Genomic DNA, 22,628 nt, shown 5'->3' with positions numbered 1-22,628 from the left:
CGTACAGGCCGCCGGGAAGGCGGGTCCGGCCATGCGCGACAGGCCGATCGATCTGGACCTGCGCAAGGTGCGCTACTTCGTGGCGGTCGCCGAGCGCCGGCACTTCGGGCAGGCGGCCGTCGCCCTGCACGTCACCCAGCCCGCCCTGTCCCGCCAGGTGCGCCAGCTGGAACACGAGCTGCGTGTCGAGCTGTTCACCCGCAGCACCCGCGAGGTCGCGCTGACCCCGGCCGGTGAGCAGTTCCTGCGCGACGCCAAGGCCCTCCTCGCCGCCTCCGAGGCCGCCCAGGAGCGCGCCCGCCGCATCGGCGCCGGCGAGGACGCGCTGGTCGTCGGCTTCATGCTCGGCACGGACGTCGGCCCGGCCCTCAACGCGTTCTCCGCGCGCTTCCCCCACGTCTCCGTCGAACTGGTGCGTCTGCGCTGGTGGAGCCAGGCGCGGGCCCTGCTGGACGGGAGCGTCGACGTGGGGTTCGTCCGGCCGCCGCTGGAGACCGACGGCGTGGACCTCCTCCCGCTCTACACCGAGCGCCTGAGCGCGGTCCTGCCCGCCGGCCACCCACGGGCACGCGACGGCGAGGTCGCCCTCGCGGACCTCACCGGGGAGCCCGTTCTGGAGTACGCCGAGGCGAGCGAGGCGTGGTCGGCCGTCTGGAACGCCGACCCCCGGCCCGACGGCACCCGCCCGGACCACGGCCCGGCCTTCCACGACATGGAGGAGCTGCTGGGCTACGTCCGGGGCGGGCGCGGGATCGCCTTCGTCCCCGGGTCCGCCGCGGCCGCGTTCCCCCGGTCCGACATCGCCTACGTGCCCGTCACCGGCGTACCGCCCGGACAGGTCTCCCTGGCCTGGCACGCCCGGCGTCCCTCGCCGGCCGTGACCGGCTTCGTCGAGACGGCCCGCGCCGCCGTCGCCGGCCGGGACGGCGCGTAGACCTGGGGTGATGCCGGCTGGGCATCAATGGCACCGGGACCGGCATTGGACGGGAGGGTGACGGGGCCCAAGACTCGGAAGGGCCGGGACCGGGGCGAACCCACCGGCGTCCTTCCCCCAAGCCCCCTTGGAGCCCGCCATGCGTGCTGCCGTAGCCACCGGCGCCAACCTGCCGCTCACCCTCGACGACCACGACATCCCGCAGCCCGCCGCCGGCGAGGTCCTCGTCAAGGTCACCGCCTGCGGGGTCTGCTTCTCCGACCTGAGCCTGCTGCGCGGCCACTACCCCTTCGCCCGGTACCCGGTGATCCCCGGGCACGAGATCACCGGCGTGGTCACCGCCGTCGGGGAGGGCGTCACCTTCCCCGAGGTCGGCACGGCCGTCGGCGGCCAGTTCCTGTACGACTCCTGCGGTCACTGCGACTACTGCGTGCGCGGCGACCAGATCCTGTGCCCGTGCAAGCGGATCACCGGGGTGGTGACCGACGGCGGCTACGCCGAGTATGTCCTGCTCAAGGCCGGGTTCGCGACCCCGCTGCCGGACGGCCTCGACCCGGTCGCCGCGGCCCCGCTGATGTGCGCGGGCCTGACCGCCTTCAACGGGCTGCGGCAGGCCGGGGCGACGGCGGGCTCCCGCGTCGCGGTCGTCGGCCTCGGCGGTGTGGGCGCGCTCGCCGTGCGCTACGCCGTCGCGATGGGCGCGAGCGTCGCCGTGATCGGCCGCTCCCGGCGCGGCGAGGACCAGGCGAAGGCGCTGGGCGCCGACCTGTTCGTCGCCACCGGCGAGTCCGACCCGGCGGAGGCCCTGAAGACGTGGGGCGGCGCCGACGTCGTCCTCAACGCCGCCCCCTCCACCGAGGCGGCCGCCGCCACCCTCGGCGGCCTCGCGCCCGACGGCACCCTGCTGCTCCTCGGCTACGGCCCCGACCCGCTGACCCTGCCGACCCAGCCCCTGATCCTCAACCGGCTGCACGTGGTCGCCTCGCCGTCCGGCTCCCCGCACGACCTGCGCGACACCCTCGCCTTCTCGGCGGCCCACGGCATCCTCCCCGAGGTCACCCCGATCACCCTCGACCAGGCGCCCGGCGTCCTCGACGCGATGGCCGACGGCTCGGCGCACGGCCGCAGCGTGATCACCTTCGCCTGACCAGCACTCCACTTCCCAAGGATCGAGCCATGCCCTCCACCATCCTCGTCACCGGTGCCTCCAGCGGCTTCGGCGCCCTGACCGCCCGCGCCCTCGCCGACGCCGGCCACACCGTCCACGCCGGCATCCGGCAGACCACCGGCCGCAACGCCCCGGCCGTCGCCGACGCCCGCGCCTACGCCGAACGGCACGGCGTCGACCTGCGCCCCCTCGAACTCGACGTGTCGAGCCAGGAGTCCGTGGACGCGGCCGTCGCCGAGGCGGGGCGGATCGACGTCGTCGTCCACAACGCCGGGCACATGGTGCTCGGCCCGGCCGAGTCCTTCACCCCGGAGCAGATCGCGGAGATCTACGACACCAACGTCGTGTCCACCCAGCGCGTCAACCGGGCCGTGCTCCCGGGGATGCGGGAACGGCGGGACGGCCTGCTGGTGTGGGTGGGCTCGTCCAGCACCTACGGCGGCACCCCGCCGTACCTCGGCCCCTACTTCGGGGCCAAGGCCGCCATGGACCACCTGGCCAAGAGCTACGCCGTCGAACTGAGCCGCTTCGGCATCGACACGGCCCTCGTCGTCCCCGGCTCCTTCACCTCCGGCACCAACCACTTCGCGCACGCCATGCACCCGGAGGACACCGCCACCGCCGAGGCGTACGACGCCCTGTACGGCGGCCTCATGGACGACGTGGGCAGGGCCCTCGCGGCCCTGGCACCGGACGACGCCGACGTCCGGGACGTCGCCCGCGCCATCGTCCGTGTCGTCGGCACCCCGAAGGGCGAGCGGCCGTTCAGGACCACCATCGACCCGGCCGACGACGGCTCCGAGCGGGTCAGCGACGTCGCCGACGCCGTCCGTGCCGAGTTCTACCAGCGCATCGGCATGCCGGACCTGCTGTCCGTCCGCGGCTGACGCGGCGTACGACGGCCGTCGGGCGGGCCGGCCCCGCAGGGGGCAGCATGAGCGCAGGGGGTACTCACGTCCGATCGGAGTGGGGCAGCATGAGTACGGAACTGCAGGGCAGGACCGCCGTCGTCACCGGAGCGAGCAAGGGCATCGGACTGGCGGTCGTGGAGGCTCTCGCGCACGCCGGGGCGAAGGTCGTGGCGGGGTCGCGCACCCCCTCCGACCGGCTGGAGGAGCTGGTGAAGGAGGGCTCGGTGACCTGGGTGCCGGTCGACCTCGCCGAGCCCCGGGCCGCCGAGGAGCTCGTCGCCGCGGCGGGCGGACGCGTCGACGTGCTGGTCAACAACGTCGGCACGGCACCCGCCCGCACCGACGGCTTCCTGTCGGTCACCGACGAGGAGTGGACGCGCACGATCGACCTCAACCTGCTCGCGGCCGTACGGGTCACCCGGGCCGCGCTGCCCGTGATGCTGGACGCCGGTGACGGCTCGGTGATCACGGTCGGCTCCGTCAACGCCACCCTCCCGGACCCGCTGGTCATCGACTACAGCGCGGGCAAGGCCGCCCTGGTCGCGTTCTCCAAGGCGCTGTCGAAGGAGGTCGGCCCGAAGGGCATCCGTGTCAACACCGTCAGCCCCGGCCCGGTCGAGACGGAACTCTGGCTGGGCGGTGGGGGAGTGGCGCGGACGGTCTCGGCCGCCGCGGGCATCACCTCGGAGGAGGTGGTCGCCCAGGCGTCCAAGGCCACCGTCACCGGGCGCTTCTCCCGGCCCGCCGAGATCGCCGACCTCGTGCTCTTCCTCGCCGGCGACCACGCCCGCAACATCACCGGCAGCGACCTGATCATCGACGGGGGCTTCATCCCCACCTGGTGAGGGACGGGCTGGCCGGGGACGCTCAGCGCTCCAGCAGCATCCGCTGCAACTCCCGCGCGGCCCGCGGCGGCGCCACGTCGCTGCGGTGGGCCAGCGCGATCGTCCGGTGCAGCCCGGGCCGGGCCAGCGGGGTCACCCGCAGCCCCCGGCCCGACCGCGCCGCCACCATGCGCGGGACGACGGCCAGGCCCAGGCCCGCCCGGACGAACCCCAGCACCGCGTCCATCTCGCCGCCCTCGACCGCGAAATCCGGTTCGAAGCCCTCGGCGCGGCACGCCGCCACCGTGAGTTCCCGCAGGTCGTAGCCGTGCCGGAACATCACGAGGCGCTCGCCCTCCAGGTCGGCGATGCGCACCGTGCGCCGGCCGGGGCCGCCGGGTGCGGGCGCCTCCGGCGAGGACACGACGACCAGGTCCTCGCGCAGCAGCTCCACCGTCGTCAGCGCGGGGGAGGGCGTCGGCAGGGGCAGGACGACCAGGGCGAGGTCGAGGGCGCCGCGCGCCAGCTCGCGCACCAGGTCGTGCGAACCGCCCTCCTCGATCAGCAGCCGGATGCCCGGGTAGCGGTCGTGGAAGGCGCGCAGCACGTCCGGGAGCAGGCCCGTGCACAGGCTCGGGGTGGCGCCGAGCCTGACCCGGCCGCTGCGCAGCTGCACCAGCTCCTGCACCTCGTGCCGGGCCGTGTCGGCGTCGGCCAGGATGCGCCGGGCCAGCGGCAGCAGGGCCTCCCCGGCGTCCGTCAGCGTGATGTTGCCCCGGGCCCGCAGGAACAGGTCCGCGCCCAGCTCGCGCTCCAGGGCCTTGATCTGCTGCGACAGCGAGGGCTGGGCCACGTGCACCAGATCGGCGGCGCGGGTGAAGTGCCGGGTCTCGGCGACCGCCACGAAGTACTGGAGCTGCTGGAACTGCATACCGCCATCATAGGTGACGGCTATCGAAACGAGGCGCACCATGTCTTGGACCGATCGGGCCGTTCGGCCCTAGCGTCCTAGTCATGGCTCTGGCAACGCGGACGGACCGACGGCCGTCCTTCGCGCGCACGGTGTGGGACTCGACCGTCGGCAAGAAGACCGTGATGGCGGTCAGCGGACTGATCATGCTGCTGTACCTGGTCGTCCACATGATCGGCAACCTGAAGATCTTCTTCGGCGCCGGCGACTTCAACCACTACGCGCACTGGCTGCGCACCGTCGGCGAGCCGTTCATGCACTACGAGTGGACGCTGTGGATCATCCGCGTCGTCCTGGTCGTCGCCGTCGTCGCCCACGCGGTCTCGGCCTACCAGCTCAGCCGCCGCGACATCAAGGCCCGCCCCAGCAAGTACGTCCACAGGAAGCCGCGCGCCTCCTACGCCACGCGCACCATGCGCTGGGGCGGGGTCATCCTCGGCCTCTTCATCGTCTGGCACCTCCTGGACCTGACGACCGGCACCGTGCACGCGGGCGGATTCCAGGAGGGACGCCCGTACCAGAACGTCGTGGACACCTTCTCCACCTGGTACGGCAACGTCATCTACATCGTGGCGATGCTCGCCGTCGGCCTGCACATCCGGCACGGCTTCTGGAGCGCCGCCCAGACCCTCGGCGCCGGCAGCCGCACCCGCGACCGCGCCCTGAAGGCCACGGCCAACGTCCTCGCGCTGCTGCTCACGGCCGGCTTCATCGCCGTACCCGTGGGCGTCATGACCGGAGTGGTGAGCTGAACATGACCTACCCCGACTACACCGCCTACACGACCGGCGAACCCGTCGCCGACACCAAGGCCCCCTCCGGCCCCGTCGCCGAACGCTGGGACACCCGCCGCTTCGAGGCCAAGCTGGTCAACCCCGCCAACCGGCGCAAGCACACCGTCATCGTCGTCGGCACCGGCCTCGCGGGCGGCTCCGCCGGTGCGACGCTCGCCGAACAGGGCTACCACGTCGTCCAGTTCTGCTACCAGGACTCCCCGCGCCGCGCCCACTCCATCGCCGCGCAGGGCGGCATCAACGCCGCGAAGAACTACCGCAACGACGGCGACTCCATCCACCGCCTGTTCTACGACACCGTCAAGGGCGGCGACTTCCGCGCCCGCGAGTCCAACGTGCACCGGCTCGCGCAGATCTCCGTCGAGATCATCGACCAGTGCGTCGCGCAGGGCGTGCCGTTCGCCCGCGAGTACGGCGGCCTGCTCGACACCCGCTCCTTCGGCGGCGTCCAGGTCTCCCGCACCTTCTACGCCCGCGGCCAGACGGGCCAGCAGCTCCTGCTGGGCGCCTACCAGGCGCTGAGCCGGCAGATCGCCGCGGGCAACGTCGAGATGCACCCCCGTACCGAGATGCTCGACCTGATCGTCGTCGACGGACGGGCACGCGGCATCGTGGCCCGGGACCTGATCACCGGGAAGATCAGCACCTACTTCGCGGACGCCGTCGTCCTCGCCTCCGGCGGCTACGGCAACGTCTTCTACCTGTCGACGAACGCCATGAACTCCAACGCGACCGCCATCTGGCGGGCGCACCGGCGCGGCGCGTACTTCGCCAACCCCTGCTTCACCCAGATCCACCCCACCTGCATCCCGCGCACCGGCGACCACCAGTCCAAGCTGACCCTGATGAGCGAGTCGCTGCGCAACGACGGACGCATCTGGGTGCCCAAGGCCAAGGGCGACAGCCGCCCGCCGCACCAGATCCCCGAGGACGAGCGCGACTACTACCTGGAGCGCATCTACCCGTCCTTCGGCAACCTGGTCCCGCGTGACATCGCCTCCCGCGCCGCGAAGAACGTCTGCGACGAGGGCAGGGGAGTGGGCCCCGGCGGCCAGGGCGTCTACCTCGACTTCGCCGACGCGATCCAGCGCATGGGCCGCAAGGCCGTCGAGGCCAAGTACGGCAACCTCTTCGACATGTACCAGCGGATCACCGACGAGGATCCGTACCAGGTGCCCATGCGGATCTACCCCGCCGTGCACTACACGATGGGCGGCCTGTGGGTCGACTACGACCTCCAGACCACGATCCCCGGCCTGTTCGCGATCGGCGAGGCCAACTTCTCCGACCACGGCGCCAACCGCCTCGGCGCCTCCGCCCTGATGCAGGGCCTCGCCGACGGCTACTTCGTCCTGCCCGCCACCATCAACGACTACCTCGCCCGCAACCCCCACCACGAGCAGGTCACCGACGACCACCCCGCCGTCCAGGAGGTGCTGGCCGAGACCGAGGACCGGCTCAACCTGCTGCTCGCGGTGGACGGCGACCGCACCCCGGACTCCTTCCACCGCGAACTCGGCGAACTGATGTGGGAGTTCTGCGGCATGGCCCGCACCGACGCCGGACTGCGCAAGGCCCTGGAGCGCATCCCCCAGATCCGCGAGGAGTTCTGGCGCCGCATCAAGGTCCCCGGCACCGGCGAGGAGTTCAACCAGTCGCTGGAGAAGGCCAACCGCGTCGTCGACTACCTGGAGCTCGCCGAGCTCATGTGCCTCGACGCGCTGCACCGCACCGAGTCCTGCGGCGGCCACTTCCGCGAGGAGTCCCAGACCCCGGACGGCGAAGCCGCCCGCAAGGACGACGAGTTCGCCTACGCGGCCGCGTGGGAGTTCACCGGCACCGGCGAGGCTCCGACCCTGCACAAGGAAGACCTGGTCTTCGAGTACGTCCACCCCACCCAGCGGAGCTACGCATGAAGCTCACCCTGCGCGTCTGGCGGCAGAAGAACGCCGAAGCCGAAGGCGCCATGTCCACGTACGAGGTGGACGGCATCTCCTCCGACATGTCCTTCCTGGAGATGCTCGACACCCTCAACGAGGAGCTCATCCTCAAGGGCGAGGACCCCGTCGCCTTCGACCACGACTGCCGCGAGGGCATCTGCGGCGCCTGCTCGCTCGTCATCAACGGCGACGCCCACGGGCCCGAGCGGACCACGACCTGCCAGCTGCACATGCGGTCCTTCAAGGACGGCGACACGATCGACATCGAGCCGTGGCGGGCGTCCGCCTTCCCGGTGATCAAGGACCTCGTCGTCGACCGGTCGGCGTTCGACCGGATCATCCAGGCCGGCGGCTACATCACCGCGCCGACCGGCGCCGCCCCCGAGGCGCACGCCACGCCCGTGCCCAAGCCCGACGCCGACCTCGCCTTCGAGCACGCCGAGTGCATCGGCTGCGGGGCGTGCGTGGCGGCCTGCCCCAACGGCGCGGCGATGCTGTTCACCTCCGCCAAGGTCAACCATCTGAACGTGCTGCCCCAGGGCGCCCCCGAGCGCGAGACCCGCGTCCTCGACATGGTGGCCCAGATGGACGAGGAGGGCTTCGGCGGCTGCACCCTCACCGGCGAGTGCGCCACGGCCTGCCCGAAGGGCATCCCGCTGATGTCCATCACCAGCATGAACAAGGAGTGGCTGCGGGCCACCCGGAAGGCCAAGAGGTAACACCCTCGGGGCGCGGCCCCCTACGAGACGTTCGCCGAGCGGTGCGGACGGGCGGGACCGGGAGAGGTGCTCCTCCCGGTCCCGTCTGGTGTTCTCCGGGTCACCGGCCCGGATCGGCGAGGAGCGGGCCCAGCGGGCCGAGGTCCAGGTTCAGGTCGCCGCGCCGCAGCCCGTGCTGCGCGCACAGCTCGTCCATGCGCTCGTCCAGCAGCATCAGCGCGGTGCCGAGCCTGTCCTCCTGCTCGGCGCTGAGCGTGCCCTCGTCGAAGCGCCGCACCGCCTGCCGCTCCATCAGCTGCCGCAGCAGCTCCACCACGGTCAGGACCAGCGCCGCCAGATCGTTCGAGACCCGCTCCGGGTCCAGGTCCACGGCGTGGGCGCGGGGCGCGGTCACAGCGGCCCGCTGTCCGGCCAGGGCGCGGGCACCCGCTCGCTCACCGACGCCAGCAGGGCGTGCAGCGAGATCCGCACCAACGGCACGTCGGCGATGGCCAGCACCAGGTCGCCGCTGACCACGACACCGGTCGCCAGCACCCGGTCCAGCAGATCGACCAGGGGCACGCCGACGGGCGCGCACGGCTCCGAGCCGTCCCACGGCACCGGCACACTCATGCGACCACCTCCACCGGGTCCGGCCGGGCGAAGGAGTACGGGATCCAGGGGCCCGACACCGTGACCTCCAGACCGGTGGCCCCGGTCTCGCGGGCCAGCCGGCCGACGGCGCGCAGGAACTCCTCGCGCCGGGCGTCGTCGACCAGATAGGCGGCGTTGAGCAGTTGCGGCACGCTCGTGCCGGTCAGCCGCTCGCTCTGCGGCCGGTGCCGGGTCGCGGCGACGGCGTGGGCCCGCAGCTCCCGGTCGACGGCGTGGGCCCGGGCCAGCGCCTGTTCGCGCGTCTCCCGTTCGGTGCGCCGGCGGGCGCTGGCCCGGCGCAGGTACGACCGTCCGTCGGCGGCTGCCTCGCCGGCGGCCGAGTCCGTGGCGCCGGCCGCCGGGCCGTGCACCTTCACCGCCCACTCCGTGCGGTCGCGCAGCCGCTCCAGCAGGGCCCGCAGGGACGCCTGCCGTGCGGTCACGGCCCGGACCGCGTTGCCGTCGTCGAGGTACAGCGTCGCCATCGGCAGTGGGACGACGGAGCCCGCGCCCGCCGCCGCCTCCACACCCCGGTGGTGGGCACGGGCGCAGCGCTCCAGCACGTCGGGCCGGTTCAGCCGTTCCGCGAGCGCCTCCGCGCCGAAGTCCGCGGCGGGGACCTCCTGCACGACCAGATGGAGCGGTCCCGCGGCCAGGGTGCGCAGCGGGCCGCCGCCGTCGTGGCCCGGCGTCCGCGCGAGCACGTCCGGGGGCGCGGGGGCGTCCGCCACCGCGAAGACGCAGAGGAGGGTGGGGGACGCCGGCTCCACGTCGGGCGCGGTCGCCCGGCCGGCCGGGAGCGTGCTCATCGGGACACCTCCGTCGCGTGGGGGCCGGTGTCGGGGCCGCGTTCCTCCAGGGCCTCCAGGCGGGCGCGCAGCCGGGCGTTCTCCTCGGTGAGCGCGTCCCGTGCGGCGCGTGAGGACAGCGCCGGGTCGGTCTCCCACCAGTCGATGCCCGCCTTCTTCGCCGTCTCGACCGAGGCGATGAACAGACGCAGCCGGATGGTCAGCAGCTCGATGTCGAGCAGGTCGATCTTGATGTCGCCGGCGATGACGATGCCCTTGTCCAGCACGCGCTCCAGCAGATCCGCCAGGCTTCCGCCGGCCGGCCCGGCGGGCTGCGGGTCCAGGCCGGACGGCCAGGTGGAGAGGTCGGTCACCGGGCGCCTCCGTGCGGCGGTCGCCCGCCGTGCCGGACGGGACGGTCGAGGCGTGCGAGGAGCCGTTCCTCCTCCGCCTCGAAGGCCGCCTCGTCGATGAGACCGTCGTCCAGGTCCCGGTTCAGCGCCGCCAGCCGGGCCTGCACCCAGCGCGGGTCGCACGCCTGGCGTTCGGCCTCCCGGCGCAGCTGCTCGGCGACCCACAGCGTGCCGCGCACGGGGGCCACGGGCAGCAGCAGGATCTCGGTCAGGAGCCCCATCGGGTCACCGCCCGGCCGGCGCGGTCGGCGGGTCCACGAAGCTGTAGCAGGGCAGCGGGCCGGTGAGGCTGAGCGTCAGCCGGTCGCCGACGGCGCCGGCCTGCTCGGTCACGGCCTCGCGGAAGCGCTGTTCGTCGGCGGCGCGGACCAGGAACGACGTGCTCAGCACCTGCTCGTCGTCGACGGGACCCCGCGCGGTGCGCACGGCGAGCGGGACCAGCCGGGCGAGGACGTCCCGTGCCGCGCCGCGCGCCTCCCGGGCGACGCCCTTCGCCAGGGCCTCACCGAGGCGCACGTTCGCCTCGTAGCCGGGGCGCTGCCGGGTGCGCCGGGCGAGCGCCCGCAGGGAGCCGTCCCGGCGGACGAGGTCGGCGAAGTGCCCGGGCACGACGGTGCCCTTCACGTTCATCTCGACGCAGCCCCGTACCGCCTCCAACTGGTCCGTCAGATGGGCCCGGTGCGTGCGCAGCCGGTCGAGCAGTTCCTCCGGGCCGGAACCCAGCACGGCGAACCGCATCGGCAGCACCGGTCCCTGTGCGGCCAGCTCCGTCAGCACCGCCTGGTGGGCCGTCAGGTCCCGGCGCCGGGCCCGCAGGGACGCCGGCGCGTCCGAGACCGCCGCGCACAGCCCGGACCCGGTCAGCAGCCGCACCCGTGCCCCGTCCACTCCGGGCGTGCTCGGAGGACGGGCTCCCTCGGGGGCGATGCCGTAGACGTACAGCGTGCCGGCGGTGGTGGGGGCGGCGGTGGCCGTCACGGTCATTCCTCCTCGGCCGCGCGGCGCCGGGGCCGCGGGCGGTCGTCGTCACTGCGGCGCTTGCGGGCGGGCCGGCGGGCGGGTTCGGCGGCCTCCGCCTCCGCCGCGGCCTCCGCCGCCTCCTCCTCGGGCATCTCGGCCTCCGGGCTGAGCACGTCCCGCACCTTGTCGGTCAGGGAGCGGGCGGTGCGCTTGGCGCCGGCCTTGCCGATGGTCCTGGCGACCGGCCCGCCGAACAGCTCCGGCACGGTCTTGGAGCGCGGGTCGCGCTCCAGGTCGAGGCGGTTGCACGCCTCGGCGAAGCGCAGGTAGGTGTCGACGCTGGCGACCACGATGCGGGCGTCGATCTTGAGGATCTCGATGCCGACCAGCGAGACCCGCACGAAGACGTCGATCACCATGCCGCGGTCGAGGATCAGCTCCAGTACGTCGTAGACGTTGCCCGCGCGAGGCGCGCAGACGATCTCGTCGCTGTGGACGGTCATGCGGGAGGTCCTTCCCGTGGGGCGGTCGCGCGCGCGGTCACTGGTCCTGGGCGCCGCGCCGGTACCGTGCGATCCGCCGGTACTGCTGCAGTTCGCCCGCCCGGTCCAGCTCCACCTGGTAGGTCGCGAGCAGACTGGTGGTGTCGGGGATGCGCGCCAGCTCGAGCACGTCGATGTCGACGACCCAGCCGCCGTCCTCGCCGCGGCAGACGGCGGACACCCCTTCCAGGGGATGCCCGATCAGCTCCGTCAGCGCCTCGGCGGCGCTGCGGGCCGCCCCTCCCGCCCCGCGCACGGTGCGCCGGCGCGGGGCGGACGAGGCGGAACCCTTGCGGCGCTCGCCGGTTCCCGATTCGGTCATGGACCCACTCTCGCCAACAGGGCCGGTACGCGCGTGCGCAGCTAGGCCGTCCGGGCCCGCCCGCCCGGCGCGAGCCGTTCAGCCACCCCACACCCCCACTCCCCGCGCCGGACACGCGCAGGTCAGCCGCGATCGGGAGAACAGGGTCGGCGCACCGCGCGACACCGCACGGGCGTCCCCGCCCCGCCGCACCGGCCCCGTGACCAGGAGAGAGCCATGACCGGCGCTTCCACGCTCGCCCGCCCCCCGCAGCCCACGGCACCCACCCGCTACACCGTCCGGCTCGCCCGCGACGAGGAGGACGTCCGCGCCGCCCAGCGGCTGCGGCACGACGTCTTCGCGGGTGAGCTGGGCGCCTCGCTGTCCACCCCGTCGCCGGGGCTCGACATCGACGCCTTCGACGCGTACTGCGACCACCTGCTCGTCCACGAGGAGTCGTCCGGGCAGGTCGTCGGAACCTACCGGCTCCTGCCGCCCGAGCGGGCCGCCGTCGCCGGACGGCTCTACTCGGAGACCGAGTTCGACCTCACCGCGATCGACGCGATCCGCCCGGACCTGGTCGAGGTCGGCCGCTCCTGCGTCCACCCCGGCCACCGCGACGGCGCCGTGATCGGCCTCATCTGGGCGGGCATCGCCCGCTACATGGTGGACCGCGGCCACGAGTGGCTGGCGGGCTGCTGCTCGATCCCGCTCGCCGACGGCGGCACTCTCGCCGCCGCCACCTGGGACCGGGTCCGCACCCGGCACCTCGCCCCCGAGGAGCACCGCGTACGGCCGCTGCGGCCCTGGCGGCCGGCCGGCCCGGCGCCCGCCCGCCGCGTCGAACTCCCCGCCCTGCTGCGCGGATACCTGCGCCTGGGCGCCCAGGTCTGCGGCGAGCCCGCGCACGACCCCGAGTTCGGGGTCGCCGACCTGTACGTGCTGCTGTCGATGCGCCGGATCGACCCGCGCTATCTGCGGCACTTCCTCTCCCTCGTCCCGGCGTGACGGCCCCGACGGGCGGAGCGGCCGCCGCCGCGCACGCGGCCGGGGCCGGGACCTTCTGGCGGCCCGGCGCCCCCTGCACCCCGCGCACCTGCGTGGAGCGCGCCGCGCGGACACGGGCCCTCCCGTGGGCCGTCCTGCGGCTGACAGCCCTGCTGGTCCTGCTGGCCGCCGGACTGACCGTGCGTCTGGTCACCGCGTCCCTGGGCATCCGCCTGCCACCGGGCCCGGTCCGCCGCTGGTGCCGCGGGGTGGTCCGGGCCGCGGGCGTCCGGGTCCGGATCGACGGCGGGGCCGTACCCCCCACCGGCGTGCTGATCGTCGCCCGGCACGTCTCCTGGCTGGACATCCCCCTGCTGGCAGCCGTCCGCCCGGCACGGATGCTCGCCAAGTCGGAGATCCGCTCCTGGCCGGTCGCCGGCCGGCTGGCCGCCCTCGGCGGCGTCCTGTTCATCGACCGGGACCGGATCCGCGCGCTGCCCGGCACGGTCGCCCGCATCGCCGGGGAGCTGCGCTCCGGCGACGCGGTCGCCGTCTTCCCCGAGGGCAGCACCTGGTGCGGTCGGGCCGGGGGCCCCTTCCGCCGGGCCGCCTTCCAGGCCGCCCTGGACGCGGCCGTCCCCGTCCTGCCCGTACGCCTGCGCTACCGGGGCGCCGGCGGCCCGCCGGCCACCCTCCCGGCCTTCGTCGGCGACGACACGCTGCTCGGCTCGGTCTGGCGGGTGGTCCGGGCCCGGGGCCTGAGCGCGGAGGTCGAGGTACGGGCGCCCCTCGTGCCCGGCCCGACGACCGACCGCCGCGCGCTGGCCGGGGCGGCCGAGACGGAGATGGGGTCGCCGGGGGACGCCGCCCCCGCCGTGGAAGCGGTCCTGGCAGAGGACGGCCTCCCCGAGGAAGTCACGGCATGACACGCGCCAGATACGGAGCCGTGGCGCTCTCCGCCGTCGCCGCCACCTCGGCCGGCGTACCGGCGGCCACGATCCGGCCGCCCGCGTCGCCGCCGCCCGGACCCAGGTCGATCACCCAGTCGGCGCCCGCGACGACGGACATGTCGTGCTCCACGACGACCACGGTGTTCCCGGCGTCGACCAGGCCGTGCAGCTGACGCATCAGCACCTCGACGTCGGCCGGGTGCAGTCCGGTGGTCGGCTCGTCCAGCAGGTACAGCGTGTGCCCGCGTCGGCCCCGCTGCAGCTCGCTCGCCAGCTTGATGCGCTGGGCCTCGCCGCCGGACAGCTCCGTCGCGGGCTGCCCGAGCCGGAGATAGCCGAGACCTACGTCGAGGAGCGTGCCGAGACTGCGCGCCACGGCCGGGGTGTCCGCGAAGAAGTCCGCGGCGGCCTCGACCGTCAGGTCCAGCACCTCGGCCACATCGCGCCCCCGGTACCGCACCTTGAGCGTCTCCGCGTTGTAGCGGGCGCCACCGCACTCCGGGCACGGCGCGTACGTGCTCGGCAGGAACAGCAGCTCCACGCTGACGAACCCCTCGCCCTGACAGGTCTCGCAGCGTCCGCCCGCCACGTTGAAGGAGAACCGCCCGGCGCCGTACCCCCGCGCACGGGCCTCGTCGGTCGCCGCGAACACCTTGCGCACCACGTCGAACAGCCCCGTGTAGGTGGCGAGATTGGAACGCGGGGTACGGCCGATCGGCCGCTGGTCGACCGAGACGAGCCGCCCCACGCCCGGCAGCTCCTCGGTGATCTCCCCGATCAGCGTGGACTTGCCCGACCCCGACACCCCGGTGACGGCCGTGAACACCCCGAGCGGGAACGCGGCGGTCACCCCGCGCAGATTGTGCCGGGTGACCGGCCCGACCGTCAGCCGGCCGCGCGCCGTCCGCACCGGGCGCCGGGCGGCCGGGGCGTCGCCGAACAGGAAGCGGGCCGTCGCCGAGTCGGCGACCGACGCCAGCTCCGCCACCGGCCCGCTGTGCAGCACCCGCCCGCCGTGCTCCCCGGCCCGCGGCCCCACGTCCACCAGCCAGTCCGCGCCCCGCATCACATCGAGGTGGTGCTCCACCACGAACACCGAGTTCCCGGCCTCCTTCAGCCGGGCCAGCACCCGCAGCAGCGCCTCCGTGTCCGCCGGGTGCAGGCCCGCCGACGGCTCGTCGAGCACGTACACCACACCGAACAGCCCGGACCGCAACTGCGTGGCGAGCCGCAGGCGTTGCAGCTCGCCCGCCGACAGCGTGGGCGTGGCCCGGTCCAGGCTCAGATAGCCGAGGCCCAACTCGACCACGGGCTCGATCCGGGCCCTGAGGTCCCCGGTCAGCACCCGCGCGGTCTCCGACGCGCCGCCGTCCAGCGTCTGCGCCAGCTCCACGAGCGGCAGCGCGGCCAGCTCGGCGATCGTCCGGCCCGCGAACGTCACCGCCAGCGCCTCCGGCCGCAGCCTGCTGCCCCCGCACACCGGGCAGGGCGCGGCGGTCAGGAACCGCTCCGCCCGGGCCCGCAGCGTCGCGCTGCGCGAGTCGGCGAACGTCTTCATGACGTACCGCCGGGCGCTCATGTACGTGCCCTGGTACGGGCGTTGGATACGGTCGGCGTCGCGCACCGGGTGGACCGTGACGACGGGCTGCTCGTCGGTGAACAGGATCCACCGCCGCTGCTCGGCCGGCAGCTCCCGCCACGGCCGGTCGACGTCGTACCCCAGCGCGTCGAGGATGTCGCGCAGGTTCTTGCCCTGCCAGGCCCCCGGCCACGCGGCGATCGCGCCGTCCCGGATCGACAGCGACGGGTCGGGGACCAGGGACTCCTCGGTCGTGCGGTGCACCCGGCCCAGCCCGTGGCACTCCGGGCACGCCCCGGCCGCGGTGTTCGGCGAGAAGGAGTCCGAGTCGAGCCGCTCCGCGCCCGGCGGGTAGTCGCCGGCCCGCGAGTACAGCATCCGCAGCGAGTTGGACAGATTGGTGACCGTGCCGACCGAGGACCGCGACGTCGGCGCGGAGCGGCGCTGCTGGAGCGAGACGGCGGGCGGCAGCCCGGTGATCTCCGCGACCTTCGGCGCGCCGACCTGGTGGATCAGCCGGCGGGCGTACGGGGCGACCGACTCGAAGTAGCGGCGCTGCGCCTCGGCGTAGATCGTCCCGAAGGCCAGCGACGACTTCCCGGAGCCCGACACCCCGGTGAACACGGCCAGCACATCGCGCGGCACGTCGACGTCCACCCCCTGGAGGTTGTGCTCGCGGGCGCCGCGGACGCGGACGAAGGGGTCGTGCGGGGAGTGCATGGGGCGGTGCTCCGGGAGGACGGCGAGGACAGGGCTCCTCAGCCTAGGCAACCCGCGCACGGGCCGCCCGCCGCGTCAGGCGCGGACGATCCCGGCCAGCCGCCGGTAGGAGTCCACGAGGGCGTCCCGGTCGTACGTGCTGGTCGTCACCAGCACCTCCTGGGCGCCCGTCTCCTTCAGCAGCGTCTCCAGCTCGTGCGCGACCTGCTCCTCGGTGCCCACGACGTGCCCGGTCATCCCCCGCTCGTAGAACTCGCGCTCCCGGCCGGTGAGGGCCAGCGCCTCCACCCGCTCGGCGGGCGGCAGCGGCGGGAAGGTGCCGTGCGTACGGGAGTACGCCATCGACCAGGCCTCCGGCACGAGCAGCCGGCGGGCCTCCTCGGGCGTGGCGGCCACCGCGACGGTGCCGGAGATCACGACGTACGGCTCCGCCGCCCACTCCGACGGCCGGAACCGCTCCCGGTACCGGTCGACGCCACGCCGCATCCGCTCCCGGTCGCGCAGGTCCCCGATCACCATGGGCAGCCCGGCGCGGGCCGCGATGTCGGCGCCCTCGCCCATGGCCAGCACGAACGGCGGCACCGTCAGCCCCTCCGGGGGCCGGGCGTGCACCCCCGTCGGCGAGGTGCCGCGGAACCAGCCCAGCAGCTCCTCCAGCTGGCCCGCGAAGTCCTCCGCGTCCTCCTTGTCGCGGCCCAGCGCCCGGCGCACCCCGCCGGTGAAGCCGACCGAGCGGCCCAGCCCCATGTCGATCCGGCCCGGGAACAGGGACTCCAGCACACCGAACTGCTCGGCCACCACCAGCGGCCGGTGGTTGGGCAGCATCACCCCGCCCGTGCCGACCCGGATCGTACGGGTCGCACCGGCCACGGCGGCCGCCAGCACGGTCGGCGCCGACCCGGCGACCCCGGGCACCCCGTGGTGCTCCGACACCCAGAAGCGGTGGTAGCCGAGCTCCTCGGCCGCCCGTGCCAGCCGCACGGTGTCCCGCAGCGCCTCCGGGGCCGTGTACCCCTCGCGTGTGCGGGAGCGGTCGAGGACGGAGAAGCGGGTCGAGGCGATCACGGAGCTCATACAGGGTTCAACACCGGGCGGCGTGGGAGATTCCTGCCCGGCGGGTCCGGCGGCACGACCGGTCGTACCCTGGCGGACGTGACCGACAGCAGCCGACGCCCGCTCGCCGTGTTCGACCTGGACAACACCCTCGCCGACACCGGGCACCGCCAGCACTTCCTGGAGCACAAGCCGCGTGACTGGGACGGCTTCTTCGCCGCCGCCCCCCAGGACCCGCCGCTCGAGGAGGGGATCGCCCTGGCCCGCGAGAGCGCGCGGGAGTGCGACATCGTCTACCTGACCGGCCGGCCCGCGCGCTGCCGGCGCGACACGCTCGCCTGGCTCGCCGCGCACGGCCTGCCCGACGGGGACCTGCACATGCGGCGCAACGACGACCGCAGGCCCGCCCGGCGCACCAAGCTGGAGACGCTGCGCCGCCTCGCCCGCACCCGGGAGATCCGGGTCGTGGTCGACGACGACGAGCTGGTGTGCGAGGACGCCCGAAGGGCCGGCTTCAGGGTGGTGCTCGCGCGCTGGACGGCACCGTCCGCCACCCTGAAGGAGGCACAGGAGCGCGAGGGACGCACCTGAGGCGAGGCGGTCCTACTCGGACTCCTCCAGCCGGAACCCGACCTTCATGGTCACCTGCCAGTGCGCGATGTCACCGCCGTCGAGCTGGCCGCGTACATCGGTCACCTCGAACCAGTCCAGGTTCCGCAGGGTCTGCGAGGCCCGCGCGATGCCGTTGCGGATGGCCTGGTCCACGCCGTCGGGCGAGGTGCCGACGATGTCCGTGACCCGGTAGGTGTGGTTCGACATGTGGGTGCTCCTCTCACACGCGTCACTCCACCGTGCCCCACCGCGGGGCATCGCGCGAGCCGTCCGTCAGTGCGCCGTGCTCAGCGAGAGCGCGAACCGGCCCTCGGTGTCCGTCCACCAGTGCGTCAGCTCCAGACCGGCCGCCGACAGTTCCGCGCGCACCCCGTCCCGGCGGAACTTCGCCGACACCTCGGTGCGCATCTCCTCGCCCGCCGCGAAGTCCACGGCGAGGTCCAGCGCGGGCACCTTCACGCTCTGCGCGGTCCGGGAGCGCAGCCGCATCTCGATCCACTCCTCGCGGGCGTCCCACACCGCCACGTGGTCGAAGGCGCCGGGGTCGAAGTCGGCGCCCAGCTCCCGGTCGATCACGGCGAGGACGTTCTTGTTGAAGGCGGCCGTCACCCCGGCCGTGTCGTCGTAGGCGGCGACCAGGACCCGTTCGTCCTTCACCAGGTCCGTGCCGAGCAGCAGCGCGTCACCGGGGGAGAGCAGGGCCCGCACCGAGGCGAGGAACACCGCGCGCTCCGGCGGCAGCAGATTGCCGATGGTGCCGCCGAGGAACGCCACCAGCCGGGGGCCCGGCGTGTCCGGCAGGTCCAGGCCGGCCGTGAAGTCGGCGATCAGGGCGTGCACCTCCAGACCCGGCCGCTCCTCGACGAGCGCCCGCCCGGCCTGGGTGAGGGCGCTCTCGCTGACGTCGACGGGGACGTACGTGTGCAGCCCGGTCAGGGCCTCGATCAGGTAGCGGGTCTTCTCGGAGGAGCCGGAGCCCAGCTCGACGAGGGTGCGGGCGCCGGTGGCGGCGGCGATCTCGCCGGCCCGGCCGGTGAGGATCTCCCGCTCCGCGCGCGTCGGGTAGTACTCGGGCAACTCGGTGATCTTCTCGAACAGTTCGCTGCCCTGGGCGTCGTAGAACCACTTCGGCGGAAGCGTCTTCGGTGTGCTGGTCAGGCCCGCGAGGACGTCGGCGCGCAGCGCGGCCGAGGTGGCGTCCTCGGGGAGGGTGCGGGTGATGCGGAACGGACTCACGTGCTGGGCTCCTTGCGTGGTGCGTAGGCCAGGGCGCCGCTCGGTTCCTTGAGCGGGGTGAGCAGGACGTCGGCGCTGCTCGCGGCGAGCAGGGTGTGGTCGGGGACCTTCTGCCAGTGCGGGTCGTCGTCGTAGGGCTCGGAGGCCACGACGGTGCCGCCGCCGGTGCGGCGCAGGTACCAGAGGGTGTCGCCCCAGGTGGTCGCGGTGATGGTGGTGCCGTCGGTGAGGAGCAGGTTGAGCCGGGAGCCGGGGGCCGCCTCGGCGACCTCCAGGACCGTGTCGGCCAGCGCCTGCCCCTGTTCGTCGCCGGCGCGCAGCCGTGCGAGCACCAGGGCCCACACGAACGCGGAGTCGTTGCGCGCCTCCATGGACAGCAGGTCCACGGCGGGCAGGGTCGGTGTCAGCGGCGCCAGCGAGCCGGGCCAGCCCTTCACCGCCCCGTTGTGGCTGAACAGCCACGCCCCGGCGGCGAACGGGGCCGCCGCGGCCTCCTGGTCGGCGCCCGGCACGGTCGCGTCCCGCACGGCGGCGAGCAGCGCGGTGCTGCGCACCACCCGGGCGAGGTCCGCGAACGAGGGGTCGGCCCACATCGGTCCGGCGCGCCGGTACCGCGCCGGCACCGGGTCCTCGTCGGCGTACCAGCCGACGCCGAAGCCGTCGGCGTTGACGGTCCCGTACCGCTGGTGCCGTGGCGCCCATGCCTGCCGGTACAGGCCGTGCGGGGGCTCCACGAGGAGCCGGCCGAGCGGCTCCCCGGGGCCCACGTAGGCGAGGTGACGGCACATCAGGCGCCCTCGGCGGAACGCGCGGTGCGGAACCCGGAGAAGATCTGCCGGCGGATCGGGTAGTCCCAGTTGCGGAACGTGCCCCGGCAGGCCACCGGGTCCACGGCGAAGGACCCGCCCCGCAGCACCTTGTACTCCGGCCCGAAGAACACCTCCGAGTACTCCTTGTACGGGAACGCCTGGAAGCCGGGGTACGGCAGGAAGTCGCTCGCCGTCCACTCCCACACGTCACCGATCAACTGCCGTACGCCCAGCGGCGACTCGCCCTCCGGGTAGCTGCCCGCCGGGGCGGGCCGCAGATGGCGCTGGCCCAGGTTGGCGTGCCGGGGGGCCGGGTCGGCGTCGCCCCACGGATAGCGCGTCGAGCGGCCGGACACCGGGTCGTGCCGGGCGGCCTTCTCCCACTCCGCCTCGGTGGGCAGCCGCCGTCCGGCCCAGCGGGCGTAGGCGTCGGCCTCGTACCAGCACACGTGCAGCACCGGCTCGTCGGGCGGTACGGCCTCGGTGACGCCGAAGCGCCGCCGCAGCCACTGCCGGCCGTCCCGGTGCCAGAACAGCGGGGCGTGGATGCCGTGCTGCCGGATGTGCGCCCAGCCCTCCTTCGTCCACCAGCGCTCGTCGTCGTAGCCGCCGTCGTCGATGAACGCCTGGTAGGCGCCGTTCGTCACGGGCGTGGTGTCGATGTGGAAGGACGCCACCTCGCGCCGGTGCGCGGGGCGTTCGTTGTCCAGAGCCCACGGCTCGGTGGACGTGCCCATCGTGAACGGGCCGCCGGGGACCAGGACTTCGGACGGCCCGGTGAACGGGGGCGCCGGGTCCGGGTCGGGGGCGGTCAGGGCCTGCGGGCCCCTGCGGAGCTGATGCGTGATCAGCATCGTCTCGTCGTGCTGCTGTTCGTGCTGCGCGATCATCCCGAACGCGAAGCCGGCCTCGGTCAGCCGCGTCCCGTGGAACGCGGTGCCCTCCAGCAGGTCCAGGACCCTGCCGCGCACCTCGGACGCGTACGCCCGGGCCTCGGCCGGAGGCAGCAGCGGCAGCGAGGGGCGCTCGGACCGGGGGTGCTCGAAGGCGTCGTACAGGCCGTCGATCTCGGGGCGCATCGCGTCCCGTCCGGCGACCGCCCGGAGCAGCCACTGCTCCTCCTGGTTGCCGATGTGGGCGAGGTCCCACACCAGCGGGGACATCAGCGGCGAGTGCTGGGCGGTCAGGTCCGGTTCTTCGACGCAGCTGGTCAGCAGGGTCGTACGGGCACGGGCCGTGGTCAGGGTGGTGAGGGCCCGCTCGCGGAGCGTCTCGGCGTCGAGGGCGGGGTCGGTCATGGGGTGTCCTTCCCGTGCGGGGTCCCCGCGTGCGAGCGGGGCCGGGGGTGCGGGCGGTCCGTGCCGCGGTGCCCGTCGAGCAGGTCGTCGGCGGGGCAGCGGCCCCGGGCGACATAGCGGTCGTGGTAGGCCGCCACTGCGTCCGTGACCGCGGTGTCCGCGCCGAGGCGCGGCAGGGCCTCCTGGGCCGCCGTGAAGCAGAGGACCGCCACCTCGTGGAGCTCGGGGTCGGCCAGGCCCGAGCGGGCCGCACCGGCCCACAGCGGGTTGTGCGGCGCGGGCAGGGACAGGCTCCGCTCGGCGAGCGGCTTCACGGCCCGGTAGGCGGTCTCGGCCGCCTGCGGGTCGTCGAAGAGCGCGGTGGTCACGGCCAGCGGGACGATCCAGCCGTCGTCACCGGGCTGCGCGTCGATCATCCGCAGCTCCAGATGGCCACGCGGCCTGACCGGCGGGAACAGGGTCGTCAGGTGGTAGTCGAGGTCCGCCCGGGTGGGCGGCCGCGGCGCACCCGACCGGGTCCACTCACGGAAGGACAGGCCCTCGGGCACCTCCCACGGACCGTCCTCGCGGCGGACGCACATCACGGGCGCGTCCAGCACGTGCCGCGCCCAGCCGGCCCTCGGGTCGCCGTTCAGCGGGGGCGCGCCCGCGCGGCCCGGGCCGATGTCCATCCAGAACCGCTGTCGGGTGGAGACCCAGCCGGTGGGTTCCCGGCCGGCCAGCGGCGAGTTGGCGAAGGCGGCGACGAGGACCGCGCCGAGCTGGTGGGCGAGCCACCAGCGCCGGCCGTGGCCCAGCGGGCCGGGTTCCTCGTACCCGGCGTCCAGGCAGACCTGCACGGAGGCGGAGGTGCACATCATGGCGCGTCCCGCCGGGCCCCGGCGGTCCAGGGCCGTCTCCATGGCGTCGTAGCGCGGCTCGCGCAGGAACCGGCGCGGGGGGTGCCAGGGGTCGGTGCCGAGGCCCGCGAGGGCGAGTCCCTGGCCGGCCAGCACCGCGCGGACGGCGGCGAGGTCGGCGGAGACGATGCCGACGCACTCGGTGAGCGAGCCGGCGGGGGGCGAGCTGAGCTCCAGCTGCCCGCCGGGCTCCACGGTGAGCGCCGACCTGAGAGGCAGGGAGCGTACTGCGGCGAAGGCCGCTTCGAGTCGTTCGGGTGTGACGGGGAGCCGCGGGTCGCGCAGCTCCTGCACTATCCATTCCACTTCCACCCCGAGCGTGCGGGGCGGGCCAGTCTTGAAGCAGATGCCCCGGACCAGGGCCTCCACTTCGGCTTCGGTGACGACGGAGCGGGAACGCTCCGTACAGTCACTGACCGAGTCGGACATATCGGGATCCTCCTGAGAGTCCACGATGCCACCGGCCCCCGGATCTCGCGGGCCGGAGCGGCACACTCGTCCCACCCAAGACGTTCACGACGACTCGCACAAGAGTGCGTACTCGGCATGTTCGAGGTCGGTAATCTCCCTTTTGATGGCCTGTCCTGG

At 74.1% G+C, this 22,628-nt stretch carries 26 protein-coding genes; 10 read left to right on the top strand and 16 right to left on the bottom strand.

The window, feature by feature from the left end:
* Nucleotides 1-31 precede the first annotated feature (31 nt).
* The 4 genes from ACFV46_RS29800 to ACFV46_RS29785 all read left to right on the top strand — a co-directional run bounded on the left by ACFV46_RS29800 (nt 32) and on the right by ACFV46_RS29785 (nt 3,858).
* Nucleotides 32-934: a LysR substrate-binding domain-containing protein gene (locus ACFV46_RS29800; RefSeq protein ID WP_361935272.1), complete on the top strand. Its 903-nt coding sequence runs from the start codon at nt 32-34 to the stop codon at nt 932-934.
* A gap of 139 nt (nt 935-1,073) precedes the next feature.
* Entirely contained in the window at nt 1,074-2,081 is a 1,008-nt protein-coding gene (locus ACFV46_RS29795) for an alcohol dehydrogenase catalytic domain-containing protein (RefSeq protein WP_385500513.1), read from the top strand.
* 29 nt (nt 2,082-2,110) lie between these two features.
* A complete protein-coding gene (locus ACFV46_RS29790; protein WP_376727819.1) occupies nt 2,111-2,989 on the top strand; it encodes an SDR family oxidoreductase in 879 nt (292 codons plus the stop codon).
* 89 nt (nt 2,990-3,078) lie between these two features.
* The gene (locus ACFV46_RS29785; RefSeq protein WP_361935280.1) at nt 3,079-3,858 is read left to right on the top strand and encodes an oxidoreductase; all 780 of its coding nucleotides are present in this window, start codon (nt 3,079-3,081) and stop codon (nt 3,856-3,858) included.
* A 22-nt stretch (nt 3,859-3,880) separates the two neighbouring features.
* On the opposite strand, the gene ACFV46_RS29780 is transcribed toward ACFV46_RS29785, so the two are convergent.
* Entirely contained in the window at nt 3,881-4,768 is an 888-nt protein-coding gene (locus ACFV46_RS29780) for a LysR substrate-binding domain-containing protein (RefSeq protein WP_361935282.1), read from the bottom strand.
* An 83-nt stretch (nt 4,769-4,851) separates the two neighbouring features.
* On the opposite strand from ACFV46_RS29780, the gene ACFV46_RS29775 reads away from it, so the two are divergent.
* From ACFV46_RS29775 to ACFV46_RS29765, 3 genes are read left to right on the top strand one after another with little or no spacing between them, the layout of a single operon-like run.
* Nucleotides 4,852-5,559, top strand: a complete 708-nt coding sequence (locus tag ACFV46_RS29775; RefSeq protein ID WP_086867517.1) for a succinate dehydrogenase — start codon at nt 4,852-4,854, stop codon at nt 5,557-5,559.
* A gap of 2 nt (nt 5,560-5,561) precedes the next feature.
* Nucleotides 5,562-7,517, top strand: coding sequence for a fumarate reductase/succinate dehydrogenase flavoprotein subunit (locus ACFV46_RS29770; RefSeq protein WP_385500512.1), 1,956 nt, complete (start codon nt 5,562-5,564; stop codon nt 7,515-7,517).
* Nucleotides 7,514-8,260 carry a succinate dehydrogenase/fumarate reductase iron-sulfur subunit gene (locus tag ACFV46_RS29765; protein ID WP_361935289.1) on the top strand — a complete coding sequence of 249 codons (747 nt, stop codon included), beginning with the start codon at nt 7,514-7,516 and terminating at the stop codon, nt 8,258-8,260. The genes ACFV46_RS29770 and ACFV46_RS29765 overlap by 4 nt, the downstream gene beginning before the upstream one ends.
* A gap of 100 nt (nt 8,261-8,360) precedes the next feature.
* Here the strand turns inward: ACFV46_RS29765 and ACFV46_RS29760 are convergent, their stop codons facing one another.
* From ACFV46_RS29760 to ACFV46_RS29725, 8 genes are read right to left on the bottom strand one after another with little or no spacing between them, the layout of a single operon-like run.
* A complete protein-coding gene (locus ACFV46_RS29760) occupies nt 8,361-8,654 on the bottom strand; it encodes a gas vesicle protein K (protein ID WP_361935292.1) in 294 nt (97 codons plus the stop codon).
* Nucleotides 8,651-8,872, bottom strand: a complete 222-nt coding sequence (locus ACFV46_RS29755; RefSeq protein WP_361935294.1) for a gas vesicle protein — start codon at nt 8,870-8,872, stop codon at nt 8,651-8,653. The genes ACFV46_RS29760 and ACFV46_RS29755 overlap by 4 nt, the downstream gene beginning before the upstream one ends.
* Nucleotides 8,869-9,702, bottom strand: a complete 834-nt coding sequence (locus tag ACFV46_RS29750; RefSeq protein WP_376727817.1) for a GvpL/GvpF family gas vesicle protein — start codon at nt 9,700-9,702, stop codon at nt 8,869-8,871. Before ACFV46_RS29750 ends, ACFV46_RS29755 begins: the two co-directional genes overlap by 4 nt.
* A complete protein-coding gene (locus tag ACFV46_RS29745; protein ID WP_376727816.1) occupies nt 9,699-10,055 on the bottom strand; it encodes a gas vesicle protein in 357 nt (118 codons plus the stop codon). The genes ACFV46_RS29750 and ACFV46_RS29745 overlap by 4 nt, the downstream gene beginning before the upstream one ends.
* Nucleotides 10,052-10,315: a gas vesicle protein GvpG gene (locus ACFV46_RS29740; RefSeq protein WP_376727815.1), complete on the bottom strand. Its 264-nt coding sequence runs from the start codon at nt 10,313-10,315 to the stop codon at nt 10,052-10,054. The genes ACFV46_RS29745 and ACFV46_RS29740 overlap by 4 nt, the downstream gene beginning before the upstream one ends.
* Nucleotides 10,316-10,319: 4 nt before the next feature.
* On the bottom strand, nt 10,320-11,078 hold the full coding sequence (locus ACFV46_RS29735; protein ID WP_385500511.1) for a GvpL/GvpF family gas vesicle protein: 759 nt from the start codon (nt 11,076-11,078) through the stop codon (nt 10,320-10,322).
* Complete coding sequence (gene gvpJ / locus ACFV46_RS29730; protein WP_376727814.1) at nt 11,075-11,557, bottom strand: gas vesicle protein GvpJ; 483 nt, start codon at nt 11,555-11,557, stop codon at nt 11,075-11,077. The genes ACFV46_RS29735 and gvpJ overlap by 4 nt, the downstream gene beginning before the upstream one ends.
* Before the next feature lie 37 nt (nt 11,558-11,594).
* Nucleotides 11,595-11,918, bottom strand: coding sequence for a gas vesicle protein (locus tag ACFV46_RS29725; protein WP_385500509.1), 324 nt, complete (start codon nt 11,916-11,918; stop codon nt 11,595-11,597).
* Between the two features lie 216 nt (nt 11,919-12,134).
* Here ACFV46_RS29725 and ACFV46_RS29720 point away from each other — a divergent pair, with 216 nt between their 5' ends.
* Both ACFV46_RS29720 and ACFV46_RS29715 read left to right on the top strand, forming a co-directional pair.
* Nucleotides 12,135-12,905 (top strand): GNAT family N-acetyltransferase, encoded by a 771-nt coding sequence (locus ACFV46_RS29720; RefSeq protein WP_385500508.1) that lies wholly within the window; start codon nt 12,135-12,137, stop codon nt 12,903-12,905.
* Complete coding sequence (locus tag ACFV46_RS29715) at nt 12,902-13,810, top strand: lysophospholipid acyltransferase family protein (RefSeq protein WP_385500507.1); 909 nt, start codon at nt 12,902-12,904, stop codon at nt 13,808-13,810. Before ACFV46_RS29720 ends, ACFV46_RS29715 begins: the two co-directional genes overlap by 4 nt.
* Here the strand turns inward: ACFV46_RS29715 and ACFV46_RS29710 are convergent.
* Together ACFV46_RS29710 and ACFV46_RS29705 are read right to left on the bottom strand one after the other, a co-directional pair.
* Nucleotides 13,800-16,133, bottom strand: coding sequence for an ATP-binding cassette domain-containing protein (locus tag ACFV46_RS29710; protein WP_385500506.1), 2,334 nt, complete (start codon nt 16,131-16,133; stop codon nt 13,800-13,802). The two genes, ACFV46_RS29715 and ACFV46_RS29710, sit on opposite strands and share 11 nt — an antisense overlap.
* Nucleotides 16,134-16,208: 75 nt before the next feature.
* A complete protein-coding gene (locus tag ACFV46_RS29705; RefSeq protein ID WP_385500504.1) occupies nt 16,209-17,207 on the bottom strand; it encodes an LLM class flavin-dependent oxidoreductase in 999 nt (332 codons plus the stop codon).
* Between the two features lie 78 nt (nt 17,208-17,285).
* Between ACFV46_RS29705 and ACFV46_RS29700 the strand changes: the two genes are divergently transcribed.
* Nucleotides 17,286-17,777: a hypothetical protein gene (locus tag ACFV46_RS29700; RefSeq protein WP_385500502.1), complete on the top strand. Its 492-nt coding sequence runs from the start codon at nt 17,286-17,288 to the stop codon at nt 17,775-17,777.
* A gap of 12 nt (nt 17,778-17,789) precedes the next feature.
* Here ACFV46_RS29700 and ACFV46_RS29695 read toward each other — a convergent pair whose 3' ends face one another.
* The 5 genes from ACFV46_RS29695 to egtA form a co-directional block, all read right to left on the bottom strand.
* Entirely contained in the window at nt 17,790-18,005 is a 216-nt protein-coding gene (locus ACFV46_RS29695; protein WP_151787197.1) for a dodecin, read from the bottom strand.
* A gap of 66 nt (nt 18,006-18,071) precedes the next feature.
* Nucleotides 18,072-19,034: an L-histidine N(alpha)-methyltransferase gene (gene egtD, locus ACFV46_RS29690; RefSeq protein WP_385500500.1), complete on the bottom strand. Its 963-nt coding sequence runs from the start codon at nt 19,032-19,034 to the stop codon at nt 18,072-18,074.
* Nucleotides 19,031-19,822 carry an ergothioneine biosynthesis protein EgtC gene (gene egtC / locus ACFV46_RS29685; protein WP_361935325.1) on the bottom strand — a complete coding sequence of 264 codons (792 nt, stop codon included), beginning with the start codon at nt 19,820-19,822 and terminating at the stop codon, nt 19,031-19,033. Before egtC ends, egtD begins: the two co-directional genes overlap by 4 nt.
* Nucleotides 19,822-21,141, bottom strand: coding sequence for an ergothioneine biosynthesis protein EgtB (gene egtB / locus ACFV46_RS29680; RefSeq protein WP_376727805.1), 1,320 nt, complete (start codon nt 21,139-21,141; stop codon nt 19,822-19,824). Before egtB ends, egtC begins: the two co-directional genes overlap by 1 nt.
* A complete protein-coding gene (egtA, locus tag ACFV46_RS29675; RefSeq protein ID WP_361935331.1) occupies nt 21,138-22,469 on the bottom strand; it encodes an ergothioneine biosynthesis glutamate--cysteine ligase EgtA in 1,332 nt (443 codons plus the stop codon). The genes egtB and egtA overlap by 4 nt, the downstream gene beginning before the upstream one ends.
* Nucleotides 22,470-22,628: the final 159 nt, after the last annotated feature.

The sequence above is a fragment of the Streptomyces sp. NPDC059852 genome, from assembly GCF_042731455.1.
GTDB lineage: Bacteria > Actinomycetota > Actinomycetes > Streptomycetales > Streptomycetaceae > Streptomyces.
Note: the sequence above shows the minus strand (reverse complement) of the source record. Positions and strands in the feature narration are given on the sequence as shown.